We start from the raw sequence: 16,605 nt of genomic DNA on the forward strand, positions 1-16,605 counted from the left end.
CCCGGTTGTCAATGACTTTACATACCGGTATACTGGTCCAAAGCCCCCACGAATGGAGAGCGAGTATTGAAACGGAAATCGGCCGCCATAGATGCGTCTTCCCTGCCTGTGGCGTCCCTTGACCTGTCACGCCCGGCGGCCGAGCAGATCGCTTCTGCCCTGAAATCTGCTGTTCTGAACATGCAGATCGCGCCGGGGGCGATGATCTCGGAAAACGAGGTTGGTCAGTTGTTTGGGGCCAGCCGCACACCTGTGCGAGAAGCCTTTGCGCAACTGCGTGACGACGGGCTTGTCGTCACCTGGCCAAGCCGTGGCACCTATGTGTCCAAGCTGTCCGAACATCAGATCCGGGGCGCCCAGTTCCTGCGCGAAGCCCTGGAAGTGGCGGTGGTCGACCGTTTGTGTTCCGAAGGCATCTCGGACAGGGCCCTTGCTGCGCTGGACGACAACCTTGCCCAACAACGCGCGGCGGTGCGGGCCGATGACAAGCTGACCTTTCAGGCATTGGATGACCGGTTTCACGCCATGCTGGCCGAGGCCACGGGCTTTGAGCGCATAAGCGGGCTGCTGATCCGGGAGAAAGCTGCGCTTGACCGGCTTCGTGTGCTGGCACTTAACGACGCCGCGCATATGTCGCGCCTGCTATCCGAACATGAGGGCATTCTCGACGCGGTGCGAAACGCCTATTCCGGCCAGGCACTTGACCGTATGCGGCGCCACCTTCGCAATGTGTTGTCCACGCTTTCCGGGATGATCGAGGCCAACCGGGATTTTTTCGACCTGTCCGACGACTAGCTGTCTCGGCCTCGCCCGTCGACAAGCTGCCGCTTCAGAAACCGCAACACAGCCGCGCGCATCGCCGGGGTTTCTTCATGCGCTGCATCCGGCTCGATGTGAAACTCCAGCCCCTGCCTGCCGCCATAGGCCGCTTCCAGATCCTGCCGTCCCCGGTTGAAGGCTCCCTCCGGCGTCGACCAGTCGTTCAAGCCCACGCAGATCTGCAAGGCACGCGGCGCGGTCAGGCCTGCAATCTGCCCGCTGCGCGCAACGGGCAGCAAGCCCGGCACGGTCATGTAGGTGCCATGGCCGTCATGCTCCCCCAGATCCACCAGCTTTTCCAGATCGGCGAAGGAACACAGCGCCGAGGCCGCGCGCACCCGTTCATCCATCGCCGCCAGCCACCAGGCCAGCGTGCTGCCCATGGAAAAACCCAGTGCCCCGAGCCTGTTGCGATCCACCACAGGATGATCCGCAAGAAAGCTCAGCCCTGCCATCTGCTCCGCCAGCATCTGCCCGAACAGCGTTTCCCCCCGCCACAGCGCCGCCTTGGCACGGGCAGATTCCCCAGGCAGCTGCCGCGTCCCGAAACAGGGCATGTCCATGCACAGCGCCGCCACCCCAAGCGCCTCCAGGTCGGCGGCGTAGGGGCCTTGCAGCGACGGTCTACCCTCGATCAGTTCCTCCCGCCCCATGGTGTAGCGATTGCCATGGGCATGACAGTAGACCAGGGCCGGGACCGGCGTCTGCCCGTCAGGCGGGCGCAGGAACAGGGCGGGAACCGGCACGCCCCCCGCCGTCTCAAACAGCAGGTCGTCCAGCACCCAGTCCCCGAACTGCCTGCGGCCCTGCACCGTGACCTTGCGGAAATTCGGCCCGGGAAACCCCGCCCCGAGCAGCCCTGCCAGCCGATCCCGCAGGGCCGCGCCTGTCATGCGCCAACCGCGAACTGGCCGAACTGCCCGCCATAAAACAGAAGCGGCAGACCCTGACGGACCGAGGCTTTCAGCACCCGACCCACAAGGATCGCATGGTCGCCGCCATCATATTCGGCGTAGCGCTCGCATTCGAACCGCGCGAGGCAACCCTGCAACAGGGGCACCCCGCGTTCGCTTTCACGCCAATCCACCTGATCGAACGCATGTGCCGAGGCCGAAAAGGCCCGGCACAGATCCATCTGGTTTTCCGCCAGAACGTGAATCGCCATGTGTTCGGCTTCCCGAAAAGCCGGATAGCGCCGCGACGCGCGGGAGGCCGACCACAACACCAGTGGCGGATCGAGCGACACGGACGAGAAGCTGTTGGCCGTGATCCCCACCGGACCCGCATCCGTGGACGTCGTAACAATCGTCACGCCGGTTCCGAACCGCGAAAGGGCGCTGCGCAGCTCGCGTCCCATATCGGGGCCGGGGCTGAAATGGCTCATGCCGTCCTGCATGGTCATGGCACCTCGCTCCCCCAGGCTGCGGTCAGGATCTCGAACCAGGTTTCGCGGTCCATCTCGACCCGCGCCGCGTCGGAAATCGCACGGATCCGGTCCAGATTGTTGGTGCCCATGACCGGGGCAAGCTTGGCCGGATGCGCCAGCAGCCATGCCACGGCCACCGCAGTCGCATCAACGCCCTGTTCTGCGGCGATCCGGTCCAGCACCGCGCGCACGGCAGCGCCGTCTTCGCCAAAAAGACGCCCGCCGCCAAGCGGCGACCATGCCATCGGGCGAATGCTGCGTTCCTGCATCCAGGCGATATCGCCGTCTATGAAGGGGGCGAAATGCAGCACGCTCGCCTCCACCTGATTGGTGCAGAGCGGTGTTGTCATCGCCGATTGCAGCAACGTCCAGTCATTGAGCTTGAAGTTCGACACACCGACCGCGCGGACCTTGCCGGAGGCGACAAGAGCATCCAGCGCCGCACCGGTTTCATGGTGGTCCATCAGAGGATCGGGCCGGTGGATCAACAGAAGGTCGATCCGGTCCGTGGCCATGTTAGCCAGCGACGCCTCGACCGACGCGGTGATATGGGCGGCGGAGGTGTCGTAGTATTTCACCCGCTTGTCCGAGTACTTCCCGATCGGGGCGACGATATCGCATTTGGTGACGATCTCGATCCGGTCGCGCAGTGCGGGTGCGGCCCGCAGGGCCGCCCCCATCACCTCTTCAGCGCCGTAGTCGCCGTAGATATCGGCTTGATCCATGGTTGTGATGCCCTGATCGAGACAGGCTTCGATCTTGGCCTGCACATGGGCGGGCGAAGTATCGGCATCATCAGCGACGCGCCACATGCCATAGACAAGGCGGCTGATGTCCAACTGGCCGGACAGGCTTAGTCGTTCGGTCATTTGCGCTCTCCCGCGCCAAGCGGCGTCATCGGTGTTTCACTGGGTACGCGGCCATATTCCTGCGGCAGCGAGCATGTCGTCAGATGCGGCATGACCTTTTCGCCGAAGATCCTGCACTCCTCCAGATGCGGATAGCCCGAGAAGATGAAGGCGCGCATGCCCATCTTCTTGTACTCTTCGATCTTGGTCAGGACCTGATCGACCGACCCGACCAAGGCCGCCCCGCAGCCCGACCGCGCCCGGCCCACGCCGGTCCAGAGATTGGGCTCCACATAACCGAACTTGTCGGCAAGCTCCCGCGCCTTGGCCTGGTGTGCCACGCCGAGCGAGATGGAATCATGCGCCCGGTCGCGGATCAGTTTGCCATATTCGTCATCGAGCTTGGACACGATGTAATCGGCATATTCCCGCGCCTCGGCCTCGGTATCGCGCACGATCATGTGCACCCGCAGGCCATAGTCCAGTGTCCGGCCATAGCGCTCCGCCACCGCGTTCACGGCCTTCATCCGTTCTGCGAGGTTGTCCTTGGGTTCGGGCCACATCAGGTAGACATCGCAATGCTGGCCGCACAGCTCCAGCGCGTCGGGAGAATAGCCGCCGAAGTAGAGCAGCGGGCCGCCGGTCTGGTAGGGCTTCGAAGGGTCTGTGGTGAGCCCCTTGAAGCTGTAGACCTCGCCCTCGTGGTTGATCTCGTCCTGCGTCCAGGCCTGTTTCAGGATCTCGACCACCTCGCGCGACCGCTGATAGCGCAGCTTGCTGTCGGCCACCTCGCCAGGGAAGTCGGAGCTGATGATGTTGACTGTCAACCGCCCCTTCAGCATGTGGTCGAGCGTGGCGATAGTGCGCGCCAGCATGATCGGCTGCATCTCGCCGCAACGCACGGCGGCCAGCATGTTGATCCGGTCCGTAATCGGCGCGCAGCCCGCCACGAATGACAGCGTGTCCTGACCCACCTGGTAGGAGGACGGACAGAGGATGTTACGGAAGCCCTGGCGTTCGGCTTCCTTCAAGATCCCGGAACAATGCTCCCAGCTCGACCGCAGGTCGCCGTCGGGCACGCCCAGGAACTGGTAATCGTCGGAACAGAGCGCCGCGAACCACGATACCTCGGCGGCATCGAGATCGGCTGACGTGACGGGGACCACGGTCATGAAAACATTCCTCCCGGATACATCATTTTCCTCTTGCGTAGCATTCGCCAATGAGTAGATCAATAATGTATCAATTCTTCTACAGGAGGCGGCTTTGCCCCCCAATAAACCCGGCGGTGCCCTGCCGATCTACCTGCAAATCAGCGAGATGCTAATCCGCGACATCGCAGCAGGGCGGCTGTTGGATGGCAGTCGTCTGCCGCCCGAGCGAGAGATGGCAAAGTCGCTCGACACCTCGGTCGGAACCCTCAGGAAAGCTTTATCGGAGCTGGAAAATCGGGGCTTGCTGGAGCGGCGGCAAGGGTCTGGTAATTATATAAGATCGAAGACGACGCCTGAGGGCATCTATGCCCTTTTCCGACTGGAACTGGTCGGCGGCGGCGGGCTGCCCACGGCGACGGTGCTGGATGTGACGCGGATGGACAAGCCCGCCGATCTGCCCGCTTTCGGTGCATCAATCGCGGCGCACAGGATTCGGAGGATGCGATTCCTCGGTGGCAAACCGGCAGCGGTCGAGGAAATCTGGCTCGATGCCAGCTATGCGGACCAGCTCGCGCCCGATGACCTGCTGCACTCGCTTTACATGTACTACCGCGAAACACTCGACCTGTGGATCACCGGCTACGAGGACCAGGTCGGCGTCGCCCCCTGCCCCGATTGGGCCCCCGACGCGTTCGGCCAGCGCCCCGGCGCGCCCTGCGGGCTGGTGGAACGCCAAAGCCGCGCGCGCGACGGCAGCATCGCCGAGGTCTCTCGCAACTGGTTCGACAGCAACGTGGCGCGTTACGTCGCCCGCATGAGGTAATCCATGAACTCTCCCCTGCGTTACGGCATCATCGGCTGCGGCATGATGGGCCAGGAACATATCCGCAATATTGCGCTCATTGACGGGGCCGAGGTGGTGGCGATCTACGAGCCCGATCCCGGCATGCGGGCAGAGGCCGCGAAACTGGTGCCCGGCCTGCGCTTCGCGGACAGCATCGCCGATCTTCTGGCCATGGAAGAGGTGAACGCGCTGCTCATCGCTTCGCCCAACTTCCGGCACGTGGAACAGCTGGAGGAAATCGCCCGCCTGCGTGCCCTGCCGATCCTCGTGGAAAAGCCGCTTTACACCGACCCCGCCGATGCAGCGCGGATTGCGCGATTGCAGGCCACTTACCCGCAGCTCCTCTGGGTCGCGATGGAATATCGCTACATGCCCCCCATTGCCGCCCTGCTGGAACAGGCAGATGAGGCCACCGGCGGCATCCGCATGCTGACCATCCGCGAACATCGCTTTCCGTTTCTTGAAAAGGTGGGCGACTGGAACCGATTCAACCATCAGACCGGCGGCACACTGGTCGAAAAGTGCTGCCACTTCTTCGATCTGATGCGCTTGCTGCTGAAATCGGACCCTGTGCGCGTGATGGCCTCGGGCGGGCAGGCGGTGAACCATCTGGACGAACGCTACAACGGGAAGACGCCCGATATCTGGGACAATGCCTATGTCATCGTCGATTTCGCCAATGGCGCACGGGCGATGCTGGAACTGTGCATGTTCGCCGAGGGCAGCCGCTATCAGGAGGAGATTTCCGCCGTCGGCCCCACCGGCAAGATCGAGGCCCTCGTGCCTGGTCCGGGCCGCTTCTGGCCCGAGCATCTGGGCGCCCCGCCGGTGCCCAAGCTGATCGTCAGCCCACGTGACCCGAAAGGCCCGCGAGAGCTGGATATTCCCGTCGACCCCGAGTTGCTGGAGGCTGGCGACCACAACGGGTCCACCTACTACCAGCACAAGTATTTCGCGGATGCCGCCCGCACGGGCGGCCGCCCGCATGTGTCCCTGTCCGATGGGGCCTGGGCGGTGCGCATGGGCCTTGCCGCACAGCAATCGGCGGCGACGGGGCAGGCCGTTCTGCTATAAGATCAGGAGGCGGGGAACCCGGCCTCAGCCATCAGCCGGTCGGAATGGGTTTCCACCACCTCCTTCAATTCGGCCATGAACGCGTCTTTTTCCATGCCCGGGTTTATCACCGGCAGGAACTCCACCACCGCGAGGCCGGGCTTGCGCAGAATGCCGTGGCGCGGCCAGAAGACGCCCACATTGGTGGCGGCGGGAACGCAGGGCTGGCCCGTCTGTTCGTAGAGCACTCCGGTCCCGATCTTATAGGGCCGATCCGCGCCCGGCGCGACGCGGGTGCCTTGCGGATAGATGATCAGCTGGCCCGGTTCCTGCGCACCCGATTTCACGCCCTCGACCATCTGCTGAATTGCCTGCGCACGCTTGCCCCGATCCACCGGAACGCACCCGATGCGCTTGGCGTACCACCCGAGAATCGGCGCAAAGCGCAGGACGGATTTCATGATGAACTTGGGGCGCGGCACGGCGGACACGATCAGGATGATGTCGAAAAAGCTCTGATGCTTGGCGGCGATCAGCACCTCGCCCGTCGGGGGCGTGCCCCGGATTTCGGATTTCAGCCCGACCATCCAGCTCGCCGTCCAGCGCACCCACCGGCAATAGGTGTGCACCGCCGTGAAGGCCGCGCTCCGCTGAACGATCGCCCAAGGGGTGAAGAAGATCGCCATCAGGAACATCATCAGATACATCTGGCCGATGAAGATCAGCGAGCGGGTCCACTGGATCATGGCAGGCTCCTTAGGGTTTTGAAGGCGGCGGCGCGGGTGGCCCAGAAGGCGGTGATCGCGGACAGGATCGGCACGGTCAGCGGCCAGAGCCAGTGCAGCCCGGCAAAGCCGAGCCCGGTCAGGAATCCGCCCTCCTCCTGCGCGCTTGGCAAGAGGGCGATGGCAATCATGCCAAGGGCAGTGCCCACGGTGGCCCCGGTCAGGGCACGCAACGTGAAACGTCGCACGAAGGCCCGCGCGATGTAATGGTCCCGCGCGCCCACCAGCCGCAGCACCCGGATCACCTTGACGTTGGCGGCCAGCGCCGATTGCGCGGCCAGCGTGACCATGGCCGCGACCGACCCGAGGATCAGCGCCATGGATATCCAGCCAAGTGACCGCAACCGTTCCGCCGCCCGCACCAGCGGTCTGCGCCAGCGGGTGTGGTCGTCCAGCACCGCGCCGGGGGCTTCCGCGGCAAGTCGCAGACGCAACCCGTCGGGGTCATAGCCCTCTGCCGTTTCGATCACCTCGACCAGCCGGGGAACCGGCAGATCCTCCAGCGGCAGGTCCGGGCCGAACCAGGGTTCCAGCAAGTCACGCTGTTCCTGTTCGGTCAGCGCCCGGGCAGAAGCAACGCCGGGGGTCTGTTCCAGCACCTCCAGCACCGCCCAGATCTGCGCCTCCATCTGCGCGGCGGGGGCCGATATGCGGATGGTGGAACTGCGTGCCAGCGCCTCCGACCAGCGATCGGCCAGACGACCCGAGGCCAGCGACAAGGCCAGCGCGAAGACCGCAAGGAAGGCCATCGCGCCCGAGGTGAACAGCGTCAGCCGCACCGAATGGCCGCGCCGGGGCACCACGCGGTCGGCCTGCGCATCGCCCTTGAGAATATCCAGCAGACCTGACAGCGCGCTCATAGATCCGCACCCGCCAATTGCAGCCGCCCGCTGGCAATGCGCAGCACACGGGCAGAGACCTGCGCCTTGGCCGCGCGGATCAGGGCAAGGTCATGGGTGGCGATCAGCACCGTCTTGCCCATGCGATTGAGTTCCACCAGCAATTGCAGCAGGCGCAGCGACATCTCCCAGTCGATATTGCCCGTGGGTTCATCCGCCAGGATCACGTCAGGGTCGGTAATGACCGCTCGCGCCAGCGCCGCGCGCTGCCTTTCCCCGCCCGACAGTTCCGGCGGCAGGGCATTGGCGCGGGCCGACAGACCCACCCAGCCCATCAGTTCCGACAGGTTTCCGTCCTGCTCCACCCCGCCGCGCCCCGCCACGGTCAGGGGCAGCGCGATGTTTTCAGACAGCGGCAGATGATCGAGAAACTCGCAATCCTGATGCACGACGCCCATCCGTTGCCGAGCATGCGCGATCTCATCCCGGCTCATCTCACTGGTGTCCTGATCAAACAGCGTCACGCGGCCAGAGGTGGCTTGCAGATCGGCATAGCAGAGTTTCAGGAATGTCGTCTTGCCCGCCCCCGAAGGTCCGGTCAGAAAATGGAAAGACCCCGGCGCAAGCCGCAGGTTGATATCCGACAATAGCGACCCGCCCCCGTAGCCATAGGCGGCGTCCTGCAACTCGATCACTGGTCTGCTCCGTCCCTCAGTGCTGAGACCGTCATGCCTCACCCGGGGCTTTCATGCAATCGTAACCCCATGCAATGGCTTGGAATGGCGGATGCCCGTTGCTAGAGTCGGGCGGATGCCGCCTGCCGGGCGACGGAACGAGGAACACCATGCGTCTCACATGCCCCAATTGCAGCGCCCGATATGAGGTGGACGACTCTCTGGTCCCGCCAGAGGGGCGCGATGTGCAATGTTCCAACTGTGCGACCACCTGGTTTCAGCCCGGCAATCGGGCACGGGTCGAAGAACCCGAGAGCGCCCCTGCCGCTGCCGCCGTTGCCCCCCGGCGCGATCTGGACCCGGCCCTGCGCGACATCCTGCGCGAAGAGCGCGAGCGCGAGGAACAGTTGCGCCGCGCCGCCGCGCCGGTGGAAGAACAGGAGGAAATGGCGCTCGACAGCCCGCCCCCGGCCACACGCGCGATCGAGGCAGACCTGCCGCACCCGGATGACGAGGATGACGAGGACGCCGCCGCGATCCGAGAGATGGTCGCCGAAGAGAGCGGGCGGGCCGAACGCCAGGGCAGGCGTGACCTGTTGCCGGATATCGAAGAGATCAACTCCACCCTGCGCGCCACCTCCGACCGCAGCAGCAGCGACCGCGACACAACCGATATCGACTCGATGGATGTCCGCCCGCGTCGCCGCCGGGGCTTCCGTACCGGGTTCATGCTGGTGTTGATTCTGGCCGCTGTTGCCATCGGGGCCTATGCCTTCGCGCCTGAGATCACCGCCGCGCTTCCGCAGGCAGAACCGGTCCTGACCCCCTATGTGGAACAGGTCGATCAACTGCGCTTCCAGTTGGATGATCTTGTGCAGTCGCTGGCCAGCCAATTGGCCGACTCGGCAGGCAACTAGGCCGGGCTACTGGGCCGCGAACCGGTCCAGAAGACGGCGCAGATAGTCCAGCTCCACATCCGGGCGATCCTGTTCCGCCGAGCGGCGGCGGATCTCATCGAGCAATTCGCGGGCGCGGCGGAAGGCCTCCTCCCGCTGTTCAAAGCTTTCATCCGACCCAAACGCGCCGGAATTTCCGGCCTGACGCCCGAGCGGATCTTCCAGCGGGCGGTTGGCCTGCATATTGCCATCGGCCTGACCCTGACCGGGATCGTCGCCTTCATCCCCCGCCAGTGCCTCGCTGAGCGACTCCATGCCTTCGCGCAGCGCCTCCATCGCCTCTGACTGGCTATCCAGCGCCTCGGCAAGATCACCGCGCTCCAGTTCCTCGATGGCATCGCGCATGGCGCGGCCCGCCTCTTCCAGCTGCTGGAGCGATTCCTCGCCGTCCTCGGTGCCGCGTCCGGGCAGGTTCTGGGCCTGTTCGCGCAACTGCTCCAGCAATTGGCGCTGACGTTCTGCAAGGCTGCCTTCGTCATTCTCGCCGCCCTGCTGGCCGCCTTGCTGGTTGCCGTCCTGTCCTTCTTCGCCCGGATCGGGGCGCGGGCTGTTGGGGTTGAAGCTTTCCTGCAGATCGCGGAACGCCTCATCGGCCAGCCCCTGCTGACCGCGCAGGGTATCCTGCAAGCCCTCCATCGCCTGCTGTCCGGGACTGCGCGGGCCGTTGGGATCATCACCACCCTCGGCCATCTGCATGTTTTCCATCATCTGGCGCAGGGCATCCAGCATCTCTTGCGCTTCGGCCATACGGCCCTGCTGCATCAGCTCTTCGATGCGGCGCATCATCTCTTCAAGATCGCCCATGGACATTTCCATGGTCTCGCCAGACTGGTCGGGCTGGTCGGTGCCATCGCCCGGTTCCATGTTATCGGCAAGCTCCTGCATGTAGTCCTGCATTGCCTCGCGCAGTTCCTGCATGAGCTGCGAAATCTCTTCGTCGCTGGCCCCCTGGCGCATGGCCTCCGCCAGCCGGTCCTGTGCGCGGCGCAGCCGTTCAAGAGCGTCCGACAGATCACCCTCTTCCAGCGCTATCGCCGCATCCCAGAGGATCTGGGCCACCTCGTCGCGGGTCTCGGTGGAGATCCCGTCGACAGCCGCTTCCAGCCGCTGAATGACCGAGCGCACCTGCCGATAGACCTCTTCATCATCGAAGAACTCGTCAGGCCGGTGTGTGATCGCCCGTAAAAGCTGCGCCACCCTCGGCGCATTTTCCCGCGACCACAGCAGATCGCGACGCATTTCGATCAGCGCATTGGCAATCGGGTCGAAGAAGCGGCGCCCGGGCAGCCGGTCCAGTTCCACCATGCTTTGCCCGGTCTGGCCCGCGTCATCCTCGACTGTCAGTTCCAGCCGCACGGGCAGATTGGCGAAAGGGTGCTGCGAGAGGTCTTCGATCAGCGCCTCGGAAAACTCCTCGCGCCCGCCCCGGAAGGGCAAGGGCAGGTCGAGCACCAGGGCCTCGCGCGGCTCATGATCGACGGTCAGCCCGTAGCGGCGGTCGGCGGCCTCGGGCCAAAGTGTCAGGATCGCCTGCCCGCCGCGGACGCCATAGTCATCCTCGGCCGAATAGGTCATCTGGAAGGCCCCTGGCGGCACCCCCGAAACAGGCTCTGCCAACTGTACAGTCGGCGCGCGGTCGGCCAGCATGACGATCTGCCAGCTGCGCGGGTTGGGGCCGCCGACGGAAAGCTCACCGCTCTGTTCGACAATGATCTGCCGGGACAGGCTGGCCGGATCGGGTGGCGAAATCTCGGCCTGCAAAGTCTGGTTGATGCCGATCTGTTCCGCCTCGCCATAGAGCCGCAGCGTGATGCGCGATCCGACGGGGGTTTCGAACGTTTCGGCCACGATGTCGTTTAGGTAGAGCGACGGCAGCCCGGTATAGAGCGGCGGTTCGACCCAGCCTTCCCAGCTTGGGCCTCCGTCCGCGGGCAGTTGCGGCGCGCCGGCCATGGCGTCGCCCACATCGGCCACCCGCCAGAGCGTGCCAAAAAGCAGCGCCATCGCAAACGCCGTGGCCGCCATGAAGCGCAGCCCATAAGGGTCGCGGTCGTTCAGATGCAGGTCCGGCTCCGGCGCACGGGCATTGGCGGCGCGTTCGGCCATGCGGGCTTGATGCGCCTGCCAGACCACCATGGATTGGGCGTCGCCCGCCCCGATCGCTGCGTGGTCGGCAAGCGCCGTCAGCGGACGCCCCGGCATGGTCTGATCCAGCCGGTCCATCGCCTCGGCACGAGAGGGCAACCGGAACGTGCGCAGGCCCCTGACAAGCATCCACAGCAACGCCAGACCGCTCAGCGACAAGCCGCCGATCAGCGCGGCGGGCGGCAGGGCATCGGCAGCACCAAAGGCAAGCGCCGCCACAACGGCCAGCAGAATCGTCCAGACCGGCCAGAAGGCCCGCACGAAGCGTTCTGCCCCGATGCCAAGCCGGGTCAGCCTGAGGGGCCAGGCCAGACGGGCCTTTACCGCCTGCGTGATGGGGGTCTGTTCGGTCATGCGACCTTTCGCGGGTTACGCCCCTTGCAGGGGCCAGAGCAGCCTAGAGCCACTCTGGAACGATATCGCGATTTATCATCTCGTCAAATGTCGGACGGGCCCGGATGACGGCGAATTGATCATCCTTCACCAAAACCTCTGGGATCAGCGCCCGCGTGTTGTATTCCGACGACATGACCGCGCCATAGGCCCCGGCGGACCGGAAAGCCATCAGATCGCCCGCCACCATCGGCGTCATCTCGCGCCCCTTGGCGAAGGTATCGCCGCTTTCGCAGACCGGACCGACGATGTCGAAGGGCTGGCGTTCCGTGCCCGGTGCGGGTTCAACCACCGGGTCGATATCGTGATAGGCCGCGTACATCGACGGGCGGATCAGGTCGTTCATCGCCGCATCGACGATGAGGAAATTCCGCCCCTCGCCTTCCTTAAGATAGATGACCGAGGTCACCAGCAGCCCGGCATTCCCGGCAATCAAGCGGCCCGGTTCAATCTCGACCTCGACATCCAGACCTTCCACGCTGCGCTTGATCAGCGCGCCGTAGTCCAGCGGCAAGGGAGGGGCCTCGTTCGAGCGGGTATAGGGAATGCCAAGCCCGCCGCCGAGATCCAGCCGCCGGATGTCATGGCCATCCGCGCGCAACACGCGGGTCAGCTCGGCCACTTTCCGATAGGCCATCTCAAACGGCTCCAGCTCCACCAGTTGGCTGCCGATATGCACGTCGATGCCAATCACCTCCAACCCCGGCAGGCTGGCGGCCAGGGCATAGACCTCGCGGGCGCGGGCAATGGGAATGCCGAACTTGTTCTCGGATTTGCCGGTGGCGATCTTTTCGTGGGTCCGCGCATCCACGTCCGGGTTCACGCGGATGGTGACAGGGGTCGTGACACCCATGGAACTGGCGATCTCCGAGATCACCAGCATCTCGGGTTCGCTCTCGATATTGAACTGGCGAATGCCGCCCTCCAGCGCCGCGCGGATTTCCTCACGCGTCTTGCCGACCCCAGAAAACACGATCCGATCCCCCGGTACGCCTGCGGCCTTCGCCCGCGCGTATTCGCCGCCCGAAACCACGTCCATCCCGGCCCCCAGGTCTGCCAGCACCTTTAGCACCGCCTGATTCGAATTGGCCTTCATCGCATAGCAGACCATGTTCGGCACACCGTCCAGCGCATCCTTGAACAGCTGGTAGTGCCGCGTCAGCGTGGCCGTGGAATAGACATAGAAGGGCGTGCCAACCTCTGCCGCAATCTCGGGCAGGGGCACATCTTCGGCATGAAGGATGCCGTTGCGGTAGAGGAAATGGTCCATTGGGTCCGGCCTTGCTGCGATCTGCGCCCGCGCCCTAGCATTGTGCAGCGATAATTCAAAGAGCTACTCGACTTGTGCCGGGGACGCGCCTAGCTCTTGTCGCAACGATGTCTCATACGCGGGAGGGAAAAGCGATGACCGTCAGGGCAATGGTGATCGAGGAACATGGCGGACCCGGGCAATTCGGACTTGTCGAGCAGGAGCCTGGCCAGCCCGGATCGGGCGAGGTGCTGATCCGCCACAAGGCCGTGGGGCTGAACTTCATCGACGTCTACCAGCGGACCGGGCTTTACCCGATGACCCTGCCCCATGTGCTTGGCATGGAAGCGGCGGGCGTAATCGAGGCCGTGGGCGAGGGCGTGACGCATCTGAAGCCGGGCGACCGCGCCGCCTATGCCGCCACACCGCCGGGGGCCTATTGCGAGGCGCGGGTGATGCCCGCCGCGCAGGTTTGCCCCCTGCCCGATGAGATCTCCTTCGAGGAAGGCGCGGCCATGATGCTGAAGGGGATGACGGTGAACTATCTCTTCCGGCGCACGACGCCCATCCTGCCGGGCGACACGGTTCTGTTCCATGCCGCGGCCGGGGGCGTGGGCCTGATCGCCTGCCAATGGGCACGGTCCGAGGGCATTCGCCTGATCGGCACCGCCGGAACGGATGAGAAATGTCAGCTGGCGCTGGATCATGGCGCATCGGACTGTATCAACTACCGCACCGAGGACTGGGTCGCCCGCGTGAAAGAGCTGACCGGCGGGGCGGGCGTCGATGTGGTGATGGACGCCGTGGGGGCGGATACGTTCGAGGGCTCTCTCGACAGCTTGCGCCCGCTCGGGATGATGATCTCGTTCGGCAATGCATCTGGTCCGGTGCCGCCCTTTTCGGTGGGCATCCTCGGGCAAAAAGGATCGCTCAAGATCACCCGACCGACCCTGTTCACCCATATCGCCGATGGACCGACCTGCCAGCAGATGGCCAGCGAACTGTTCGAGAAGGTCGTCGCGGGCGATGTGACGATCCGCATCGACCAACGCTTCCCGCTGGAAGATGTGGGCGAGGCGCATCGCACATTGGAGGCGCGCAAGACCACCGGATCGACGATCCTGACGCTTTGAACAACGCGCGGGGAAGGCGCTTCGAAGCGCCTTTTCCCGGCTCGCATGTGATGGGCCGGACGCGCAATCCGATCGGGGTATCTTGCGTACTGCGACCCCGAAGACGCCGACAGCGCCCGGCAACCCTGATCCGGAATCAGCGCCGCAGCGCCAGGTAGAGCGGCAAGCCACAGCTGACCCCGATGCAGAAGGTGGCGGGGACTGCTATCAGTGCCCACCAGTTGCGCTGCTGCACCGTCTCGATCAGCACCCAGAGTGTCAGCGCCAGCGCGGCGATGGTCAGATCCCAGACCAGACCAGAGGTGGCGGCATTGACATGCCATGCCTCGACCATCGCCATGATCGACCAGCTGTTTTCCTGAAACCAGGCAAGGAAGTAGCGCATCGGTAGGATCGTTCCGAGAATCGCGAGGGCGAGAAACAGCAAGCGGGTCGGCGTCATGTTGGACTCCTTTTTGCGAGACATGGCCAAGGGGCGACGAAACATAGTTAGCCTGCGACGCCGAAAGGCAAAGTGATGTTGCGTCGCAATTGACGCGGAACGCGGGCCGCGTTACCCCATCGCGAACCGAAATTCTTGGCGCTTGGGGGCGTCGAACCAGAGGGAATTCAGGAATGTCCGAGATCGAACGGGAGTCGATGGAATATGACGTCGTCATCGTGGGGGCGGGGCCGGCTGGCCTGTCGGCTGCGATCCGTCTGAAGCAGCTCGATGCCGACCTCAGCGTGGTGGTGCTGGAAAAGGGCTCCGAGGTTGGGGCGCATATCCTGTCTGGCGCTGTGCTGGACCCCTGCGGTCTGGACGCTCTGATCCCTGACTGGAAGGAAAAGGGCGCGCCGCTGAACACCCCGGTCACGTCGGACAACTTTTACGTCCTTGGCCCGGCAGGCCAGCTGCGGGTGCCGAACTTCCCGATGCCGCCGCTGATGAACAACCACGGCAATTACATCGTCTCCATGGGCAATGTCTGCCGCTGGATGGCCGAGCAGGCGGAGGAGATGGGCGTCGAGATCTTCCCGGGCATGGCCTGTTCCGAACTGGTTTATGGCGACAATGGCGAGGTGAAGGGCGTCGTTGCCGGTGTCTTCGGGCTGGAGGCTGACGGCAGCATCGGTGAGAACACCGAGCCGGGGATGGAACTGCACGGCAAATACGTCTTCCTGTCCGAAGGGGTTCGCGGATCGCTCGCCAAGGAAGTCATCGCGAAATACGACCTTTCCCACGGGCACGAGCCGCAGAAATTCGGCATCGGCATGAAAGAGATCTGGGAGATCGACCCGGCGAAGCACCGCGAGGGCACGGTCACCCACACCATGGGCTGGCCGCTCGGGTCCAATGCAGGCGGCGGATCGTTCATCTACCACCTCGAAAACAACCAGGTCTATGTGGGCTTCGTGGTGCACCTGAATTACAAGAATCCGCACCTCTTCCCTTACATGGAATTCCAGCGTTTCAAGCATCATCCGATGGTTGCGGACCTGCTGGAAGGCGGCAAGCGCATCGCCTATGGCGCGCGGGCAATCTCGGAAGGCGGCTATCAGTCGATGCCGAAGATGGTCTTCCCCGGCGGCGCGCTGCTTGGCTGTTCCGTGGGCATGGTCAACGTGCCGCGCATCAAGGGCAACCACAACGCCATGCTGTCGGGCAAGGCTGCGGCGGAGGCGGCCTATGAGGCGATCAGCGCGGGCCGCAGCAGCGACGAACTGACCAGCTATGAGACCGAGGTTCGGACCGGCCCGATCGGCAAGGACCTCAAGAAGGTGCGCAACGTCAAGCCGATGTGGTCGAAATGGGGGCTCACCGCCTCGCTCGTCTTTGGCGGGCTGGATATGTGGACGAATAACCTCTTCGGCTTCTCCTTCTTCGGGACGCTCAAGCACGGCAAGACAGATGCCGAGGCCACCGAGGAGGCCAGCAAGCACAAGGTCATCGAATACCCGCGCCCCGACGGCAAGATCAGCTTTGACCGGCTGACCAATGTCAGCTTCTCGATGACCAATCACGAGGAAAGCCAGCCCGCGCACCTGCATCTGAAGGATGCGGGCGTGCCGATCTCGGTCAACCTGCCGAAATACGCGGAACCGGCGCAGCGCTATTGCCCGGCGGGCGTCTACGAGGTGGTCGAGAAGGACGGCAAGCCGGAGTTTGTGATCAACTTCCAGAACTGCGTGCATTGCAAAACCTGCGACATCAAGGACCCCAGCCAGAACATCACCTGGGTCACCCCGCAGGGCGGCGACGGGCCGAATTACCCCAACATGTGATCACTTCCCTGACAGGAACCGA

General features: G+C 64.2%; 16 protein-coding genes. 6 read left to right on the forward strand and 10 right to left on the reverse strand.

The window, feature by feature from the left end; translation table 11 throughout:
- The first annotated feature begins 66 nt into the window (after positions 1 to 66).
- On the forward strand, positions 67 to 795 hold the full coding sequence (locus BKY26_RS05235) for a GntR family transcriptional regulator (protein ID WP_211267988.1): 729 nt from the start codon (positions 67 to 69) through the stop codon (positions 793 to 795).
- Here BKY26_RS05235 and BKY26_RS05240 read toward each other — a convergent pair.
- From BKY26_RS05240 to BKY26_RS05255, 4 genes are read right to left on the reverse strand one after another with little or no spacing between them, the layout of a single operon-like run.
- Complete coding sequence (locus BKY26_RS05240) at positions 792 to 1,712, reverse strand: alpha/beta hydrolase family protein (RefSeq protein WP_071689345.1); 921 nt, start codon at positions 1,710 to 1,712, stop codon at positions 792 to 794. The genes BKY26_RS05235 and BKY26_RS05240 overlap by 4 nt on opposite strands.
- Complete coding sequence (locus tag BKY26_RS05245) at positions 1,709 to 2,221, reverse strand: flavin reductase family protein (RefSeq protein WP_071689346.1); 513 nt, start codon at positions 2,219 to 2,221, stop codon at positions 1,709 to 1,711. The genes BKY26_RS05240 and BKY26_RS05245 overlap by 4 nt, the downstream gene beginning before the upstream one ends.
- Positions 2,218 to 3,114 (reverse strand): aldo/keto reductase, encoded by an 897-nt coding sequence (locus tag BKY26_RS05250; RefSeq protein WP_071689347.1) that lies wholly within the window; start codon positions 3,112 to 3,114, stop codon positions 2,218 to 2,220. Before BKY26_RS05250 ends, BKY26_RS05245 begins: the two co-directional genes overlap by 4 nt.
- Positions 3,111 to 4,265 (reverse strand): LLM class flavin-dependent oxidoreductase, encoded by a 1,155-nt coding sequence (locus BKY26_RS05255; protein WP_071689348.1) that lies wholly within the window; start codon positions 4,263 to 4,265, stop codon positions 3,111 to 3,113. The genes BKY26_RS05250 and BKY26_RS05255 overlap by 4 nt, the downstream gene beginning before the upstream one ends.
- Positions 4,266 to 4,359: 94 nt before the next feature.
- Here BKY26_RS05255 and BKY26_RS05260 point away from each other — a divergent pair, with 94 nt between their 5' ends.
- Both BKY26_RS05260 and BKY26_RS05265 read left to right on the forward strand, forming a co-directional pair.
- Positions 4,360 to 5,070 (forward strand): GntR family transcriptional regulator, encoded by a 711-nt coding sequence (locus BKY26_RS05260; protein ID WP_211267989.1) that lies wholly within the window; start codon positions 4,360 to 4,362, stop codon positions 5,068 to 5,070.
- A gap of 3 nt (positions 5,071 to 5,073) precedes the next feature.
- Positions 5,074 to 6,165 carry a Gfo/Idh/MocA family protein gene (locus BKY26_RS05265; protein ID WP_071689349.1) on the forward strand — a complete coding sequence of 364 codons (1,092 nt, stop codon included), beginning with the start codon at positions 5,074 to 5,076 and terminating at the stop codon, positions 6,163 to 6,165.
- A gap of 2 nt (positions 6,166 to 6,167) precedes the next feature.
- Here the strand turns inward: BKY26_RS05265 and BKY26_RS05270 are convergent, their stop codons facing one another.
- From BKY26_RS05270 to BKY26_RS05280, 3 genes are read right to left on the reverse strand one after another with little or no spacing between them, the layout of a single operon-like run.
- A complete protein-coding gene (locus BKY26_RS05270; RefSeq protein WP_071689350.1) occupies positions 6,168 to 6,890 on the reverse strand; it encodes a lysophospholipid acyltransferase family protein in 723 nt (240 codons plus the stop codon).
- On the reverse strand, positions 6,887 to 7,789 hold the full coding sequence (locus BKY26_RS05275; protein ID WP_071689351.1) for a cell division protein FtsX: 903 nt from the start codon (positions 7,787 to 7,789) through the stop codon (positions 6,887 to 6,889). Before BKY26_RS05275 ends, BKY26_RS05270 begins: the two co-directional genes overlap by 4 nt.
- Complete coding sequence (locus BKY26_RS05280) at positions 7,786 to 8,463, reverse strand: cell division ATP-binding protein FtsE (RefSeq protein WP_071689352.1); 678 nt, start codon at positions 8,461 to 8,463, stop codon at positions 7,786 to 7,788. Before BKY26_RS05280 ends, BKY26_RS05275 begins: the two co-directional genes overlap by 4 nt.
- Before the next feature lie 149 nt (positions 8,464 to 8,612).
- Here BKY26_RS05280 and BKY26_RS05285 point away from each other — a divergent pair, with 149 nt between their 5' ends.
- Complete coding sequence (locus tag BKY26_RS05285) at positions 8,613 to 9,359, forward strand: zinc-ribbon domain-containing protein (protein WP_071689353.1); 747 nt, start codon at positions 8,613 to 8,615, stop codon at positions 9,357 to 9,359.
- A gap of 6 nt (positions 9,360 to 9,365) precedes the next feature.
- On the opposite strand, the gene BKY26_RS05290 is transcribed toward BKY26_RS05285, so the two are convergent.
- Both BKY26_RS05290 and lysA read right to left on the reverse strand, forming a co-directional pair.
- Complete coding sequence (locus BKY26_RS05290) at positions 9,366 to 11,897, reverse strand: TIGR02302 family protein (RefSeq protein ID WP_071689354.1); 2,532 nt, start codon at positions 11,895 to 11,897, stop codon at positions 9,366 to 9,368.
- 43 nt (positions 11,898 to 11,940) lie between these two features.
- Positions 11,941 to 13,206, reverse strand: a complete 1,266-nt coding sequence (gene lysA, locus BKY26_RS05295) for a diaminopimelate decarboxylase (RefSeq protein ID WP_071689355.1) — start codon at positions 13,204 to 13,206, stop codon at positions 11,941 to 11,943.
- A gap of 134 nt (positions 13,207 to 13,340) precedes the next feature.
- Here lysA and BKY26_RS05300 point away from each other — a divergent pair, with 134 nt between their 5' ends.
- A complete protein-coding gene (locus BKY26_RS05300) occupies positions 13,341 to 14,318 on the forward strand; it encodes a quinone oxidoreductase family protein (RefSeq protein WP_071689356.1) in 978 nt (325 codons plus the stop codon).
- Positions 14,319 to 14,454: 136 nt separating this feature from the next.
- Here the strand turns inward: BKY26_RS05300 and BKY26_RS05305 are convergent, their stop codons facing one another.
- Positions 14,455 to 14,760 (reverse strand): DUF2834 domain-containing protein, encoded by a 306-nt coding sequence (locus BKY26_RS05305; protein ID WP_071689357.1) that lies wholly within the window; start codon positions 14,758 to 14,760, stop codon positions 14,455 to 14,457.
- A gap of 173 nt (positions 14,761 to 14,933) precedes the next feature.
- On the opposite strand from BKY26_RS05305, the gene BKY26_RS05310 reads away from it, so the two are divergent.
- A complete protein-coding gene (locus tag BKY26_RS05310; RefSeq protein ID WP_071689358.1) occupies positions 14,934 to 16,583 on the forward strand; it encodes an electron transfer flavoprotein-ubiquinone oxidoreductase in 1,650 nt (549 codons plus the stop codon).
- The last annotated feature ends 22 nt before the right edge of the window (positions 16,584 to 16,605 follow it).

The sequence above is a fragment of the Nioella sediminis genome (assembly GCF_001879695.1).
Classification (GTDB): domain Bacteria; phylum Pseudomonadota; class Alphaproteobacteria; order Rhodobacterales; family Rhodobacteraceae; genus Nioella; species Nioella sediminis.

Bases quoted from the DNA above. Each gene is read 5' to 3' on its own strand.
- lysA (WP_071689355.1), bottom strand. From the start codon at position 13,206: ATGGACCATTTCCTCTACCGCAACGGCATCCTTCATGCCGAAGATGTG.
- BKY26_RS05310 (WP_071689358.1), top strand. From the start codon at position 14,934: ATGTCCGAGATCGAACGGGAGTCGATGGAATATGACGTCGTCATCGTG.
- BKY26_RS05240 (WP_071689345.1), bottom strand. From the start codon at position 1,712: ATGACAGGCGCGGCCCTGCGGGATCGGCTGGCAGGGCTGCTCGGGGCG.
- BKY26_RS05245 (WP_071689346.1), bottom strand. From the start codon at position 2,221: ATGACCATGCAGGACGGCATGAGCCATTTCAGCCCCGGCCCCGATATG.
- BKY26_RS05255 (WP_071689348.1), bottom strand. From the start codon at position 4,265: ATGACCGTGGTCCCCGTCACGTCAGCCGATCTCGATGCCGCCGAGGTA.
- BKY26_RS05270 (WP_071689350.1), bottom strand. From the start codon at position 6,890: ATGATCCAGTGGACCCGCTCGCTGATCTTCATCGGCCAGATGTATCTG.
- BKY26_RS05285 (WP_071689353.1), top strand. From the start codon at position 8,613: ATGCGTCTCACATGCCCCAATTGCAGCGCCCGATATGAGGTGGACGAC.
- BKY26_RS05250 (WP_071689347.1), bottom strand. From the start codon at position 3,114: ATGACCGAACGACTAAGCCTGTCCGGCCAGTTGGACATCAGCCGCCTT.
- BKY26_RS05305 (WP_071689357.1), bottom strand. From the start codon at position 14,760: ATGACGCCGACCCGCTTGCTGTTTCTCGCCCTCGCGATTCTCGGAACG.
- BKY26_RS05300 (WP_071689356.1), top strand. From the start codon at position 13,341: ATGACCGTCAGGGCAATGGTGATCGAGGAACATGGCGGACCCGGGCAA.
- BKY26_RS05290 (WP_071689354.1), bottom strand. From the start codon at position 11,897: ATGACCGAACAGACCCCCATCACGCAGGCGGTAAAGGCCCGTCTGGCC.
- BKY26_RS05275 (WP_071689351.1), bottom strand. From the start codon at position 7,789: ATGAGCGCGCTGTCAGGTCTGCTGGATATTCTCAAGGGCGATGCGCAG.
- BKY26_RS05265 (WP_071689349.1), top strand. From the start codon at position 5,074: ATGAACTCTCCCCTGCGTTACGGCATCATCGGCTGCGGCATGATGGGC.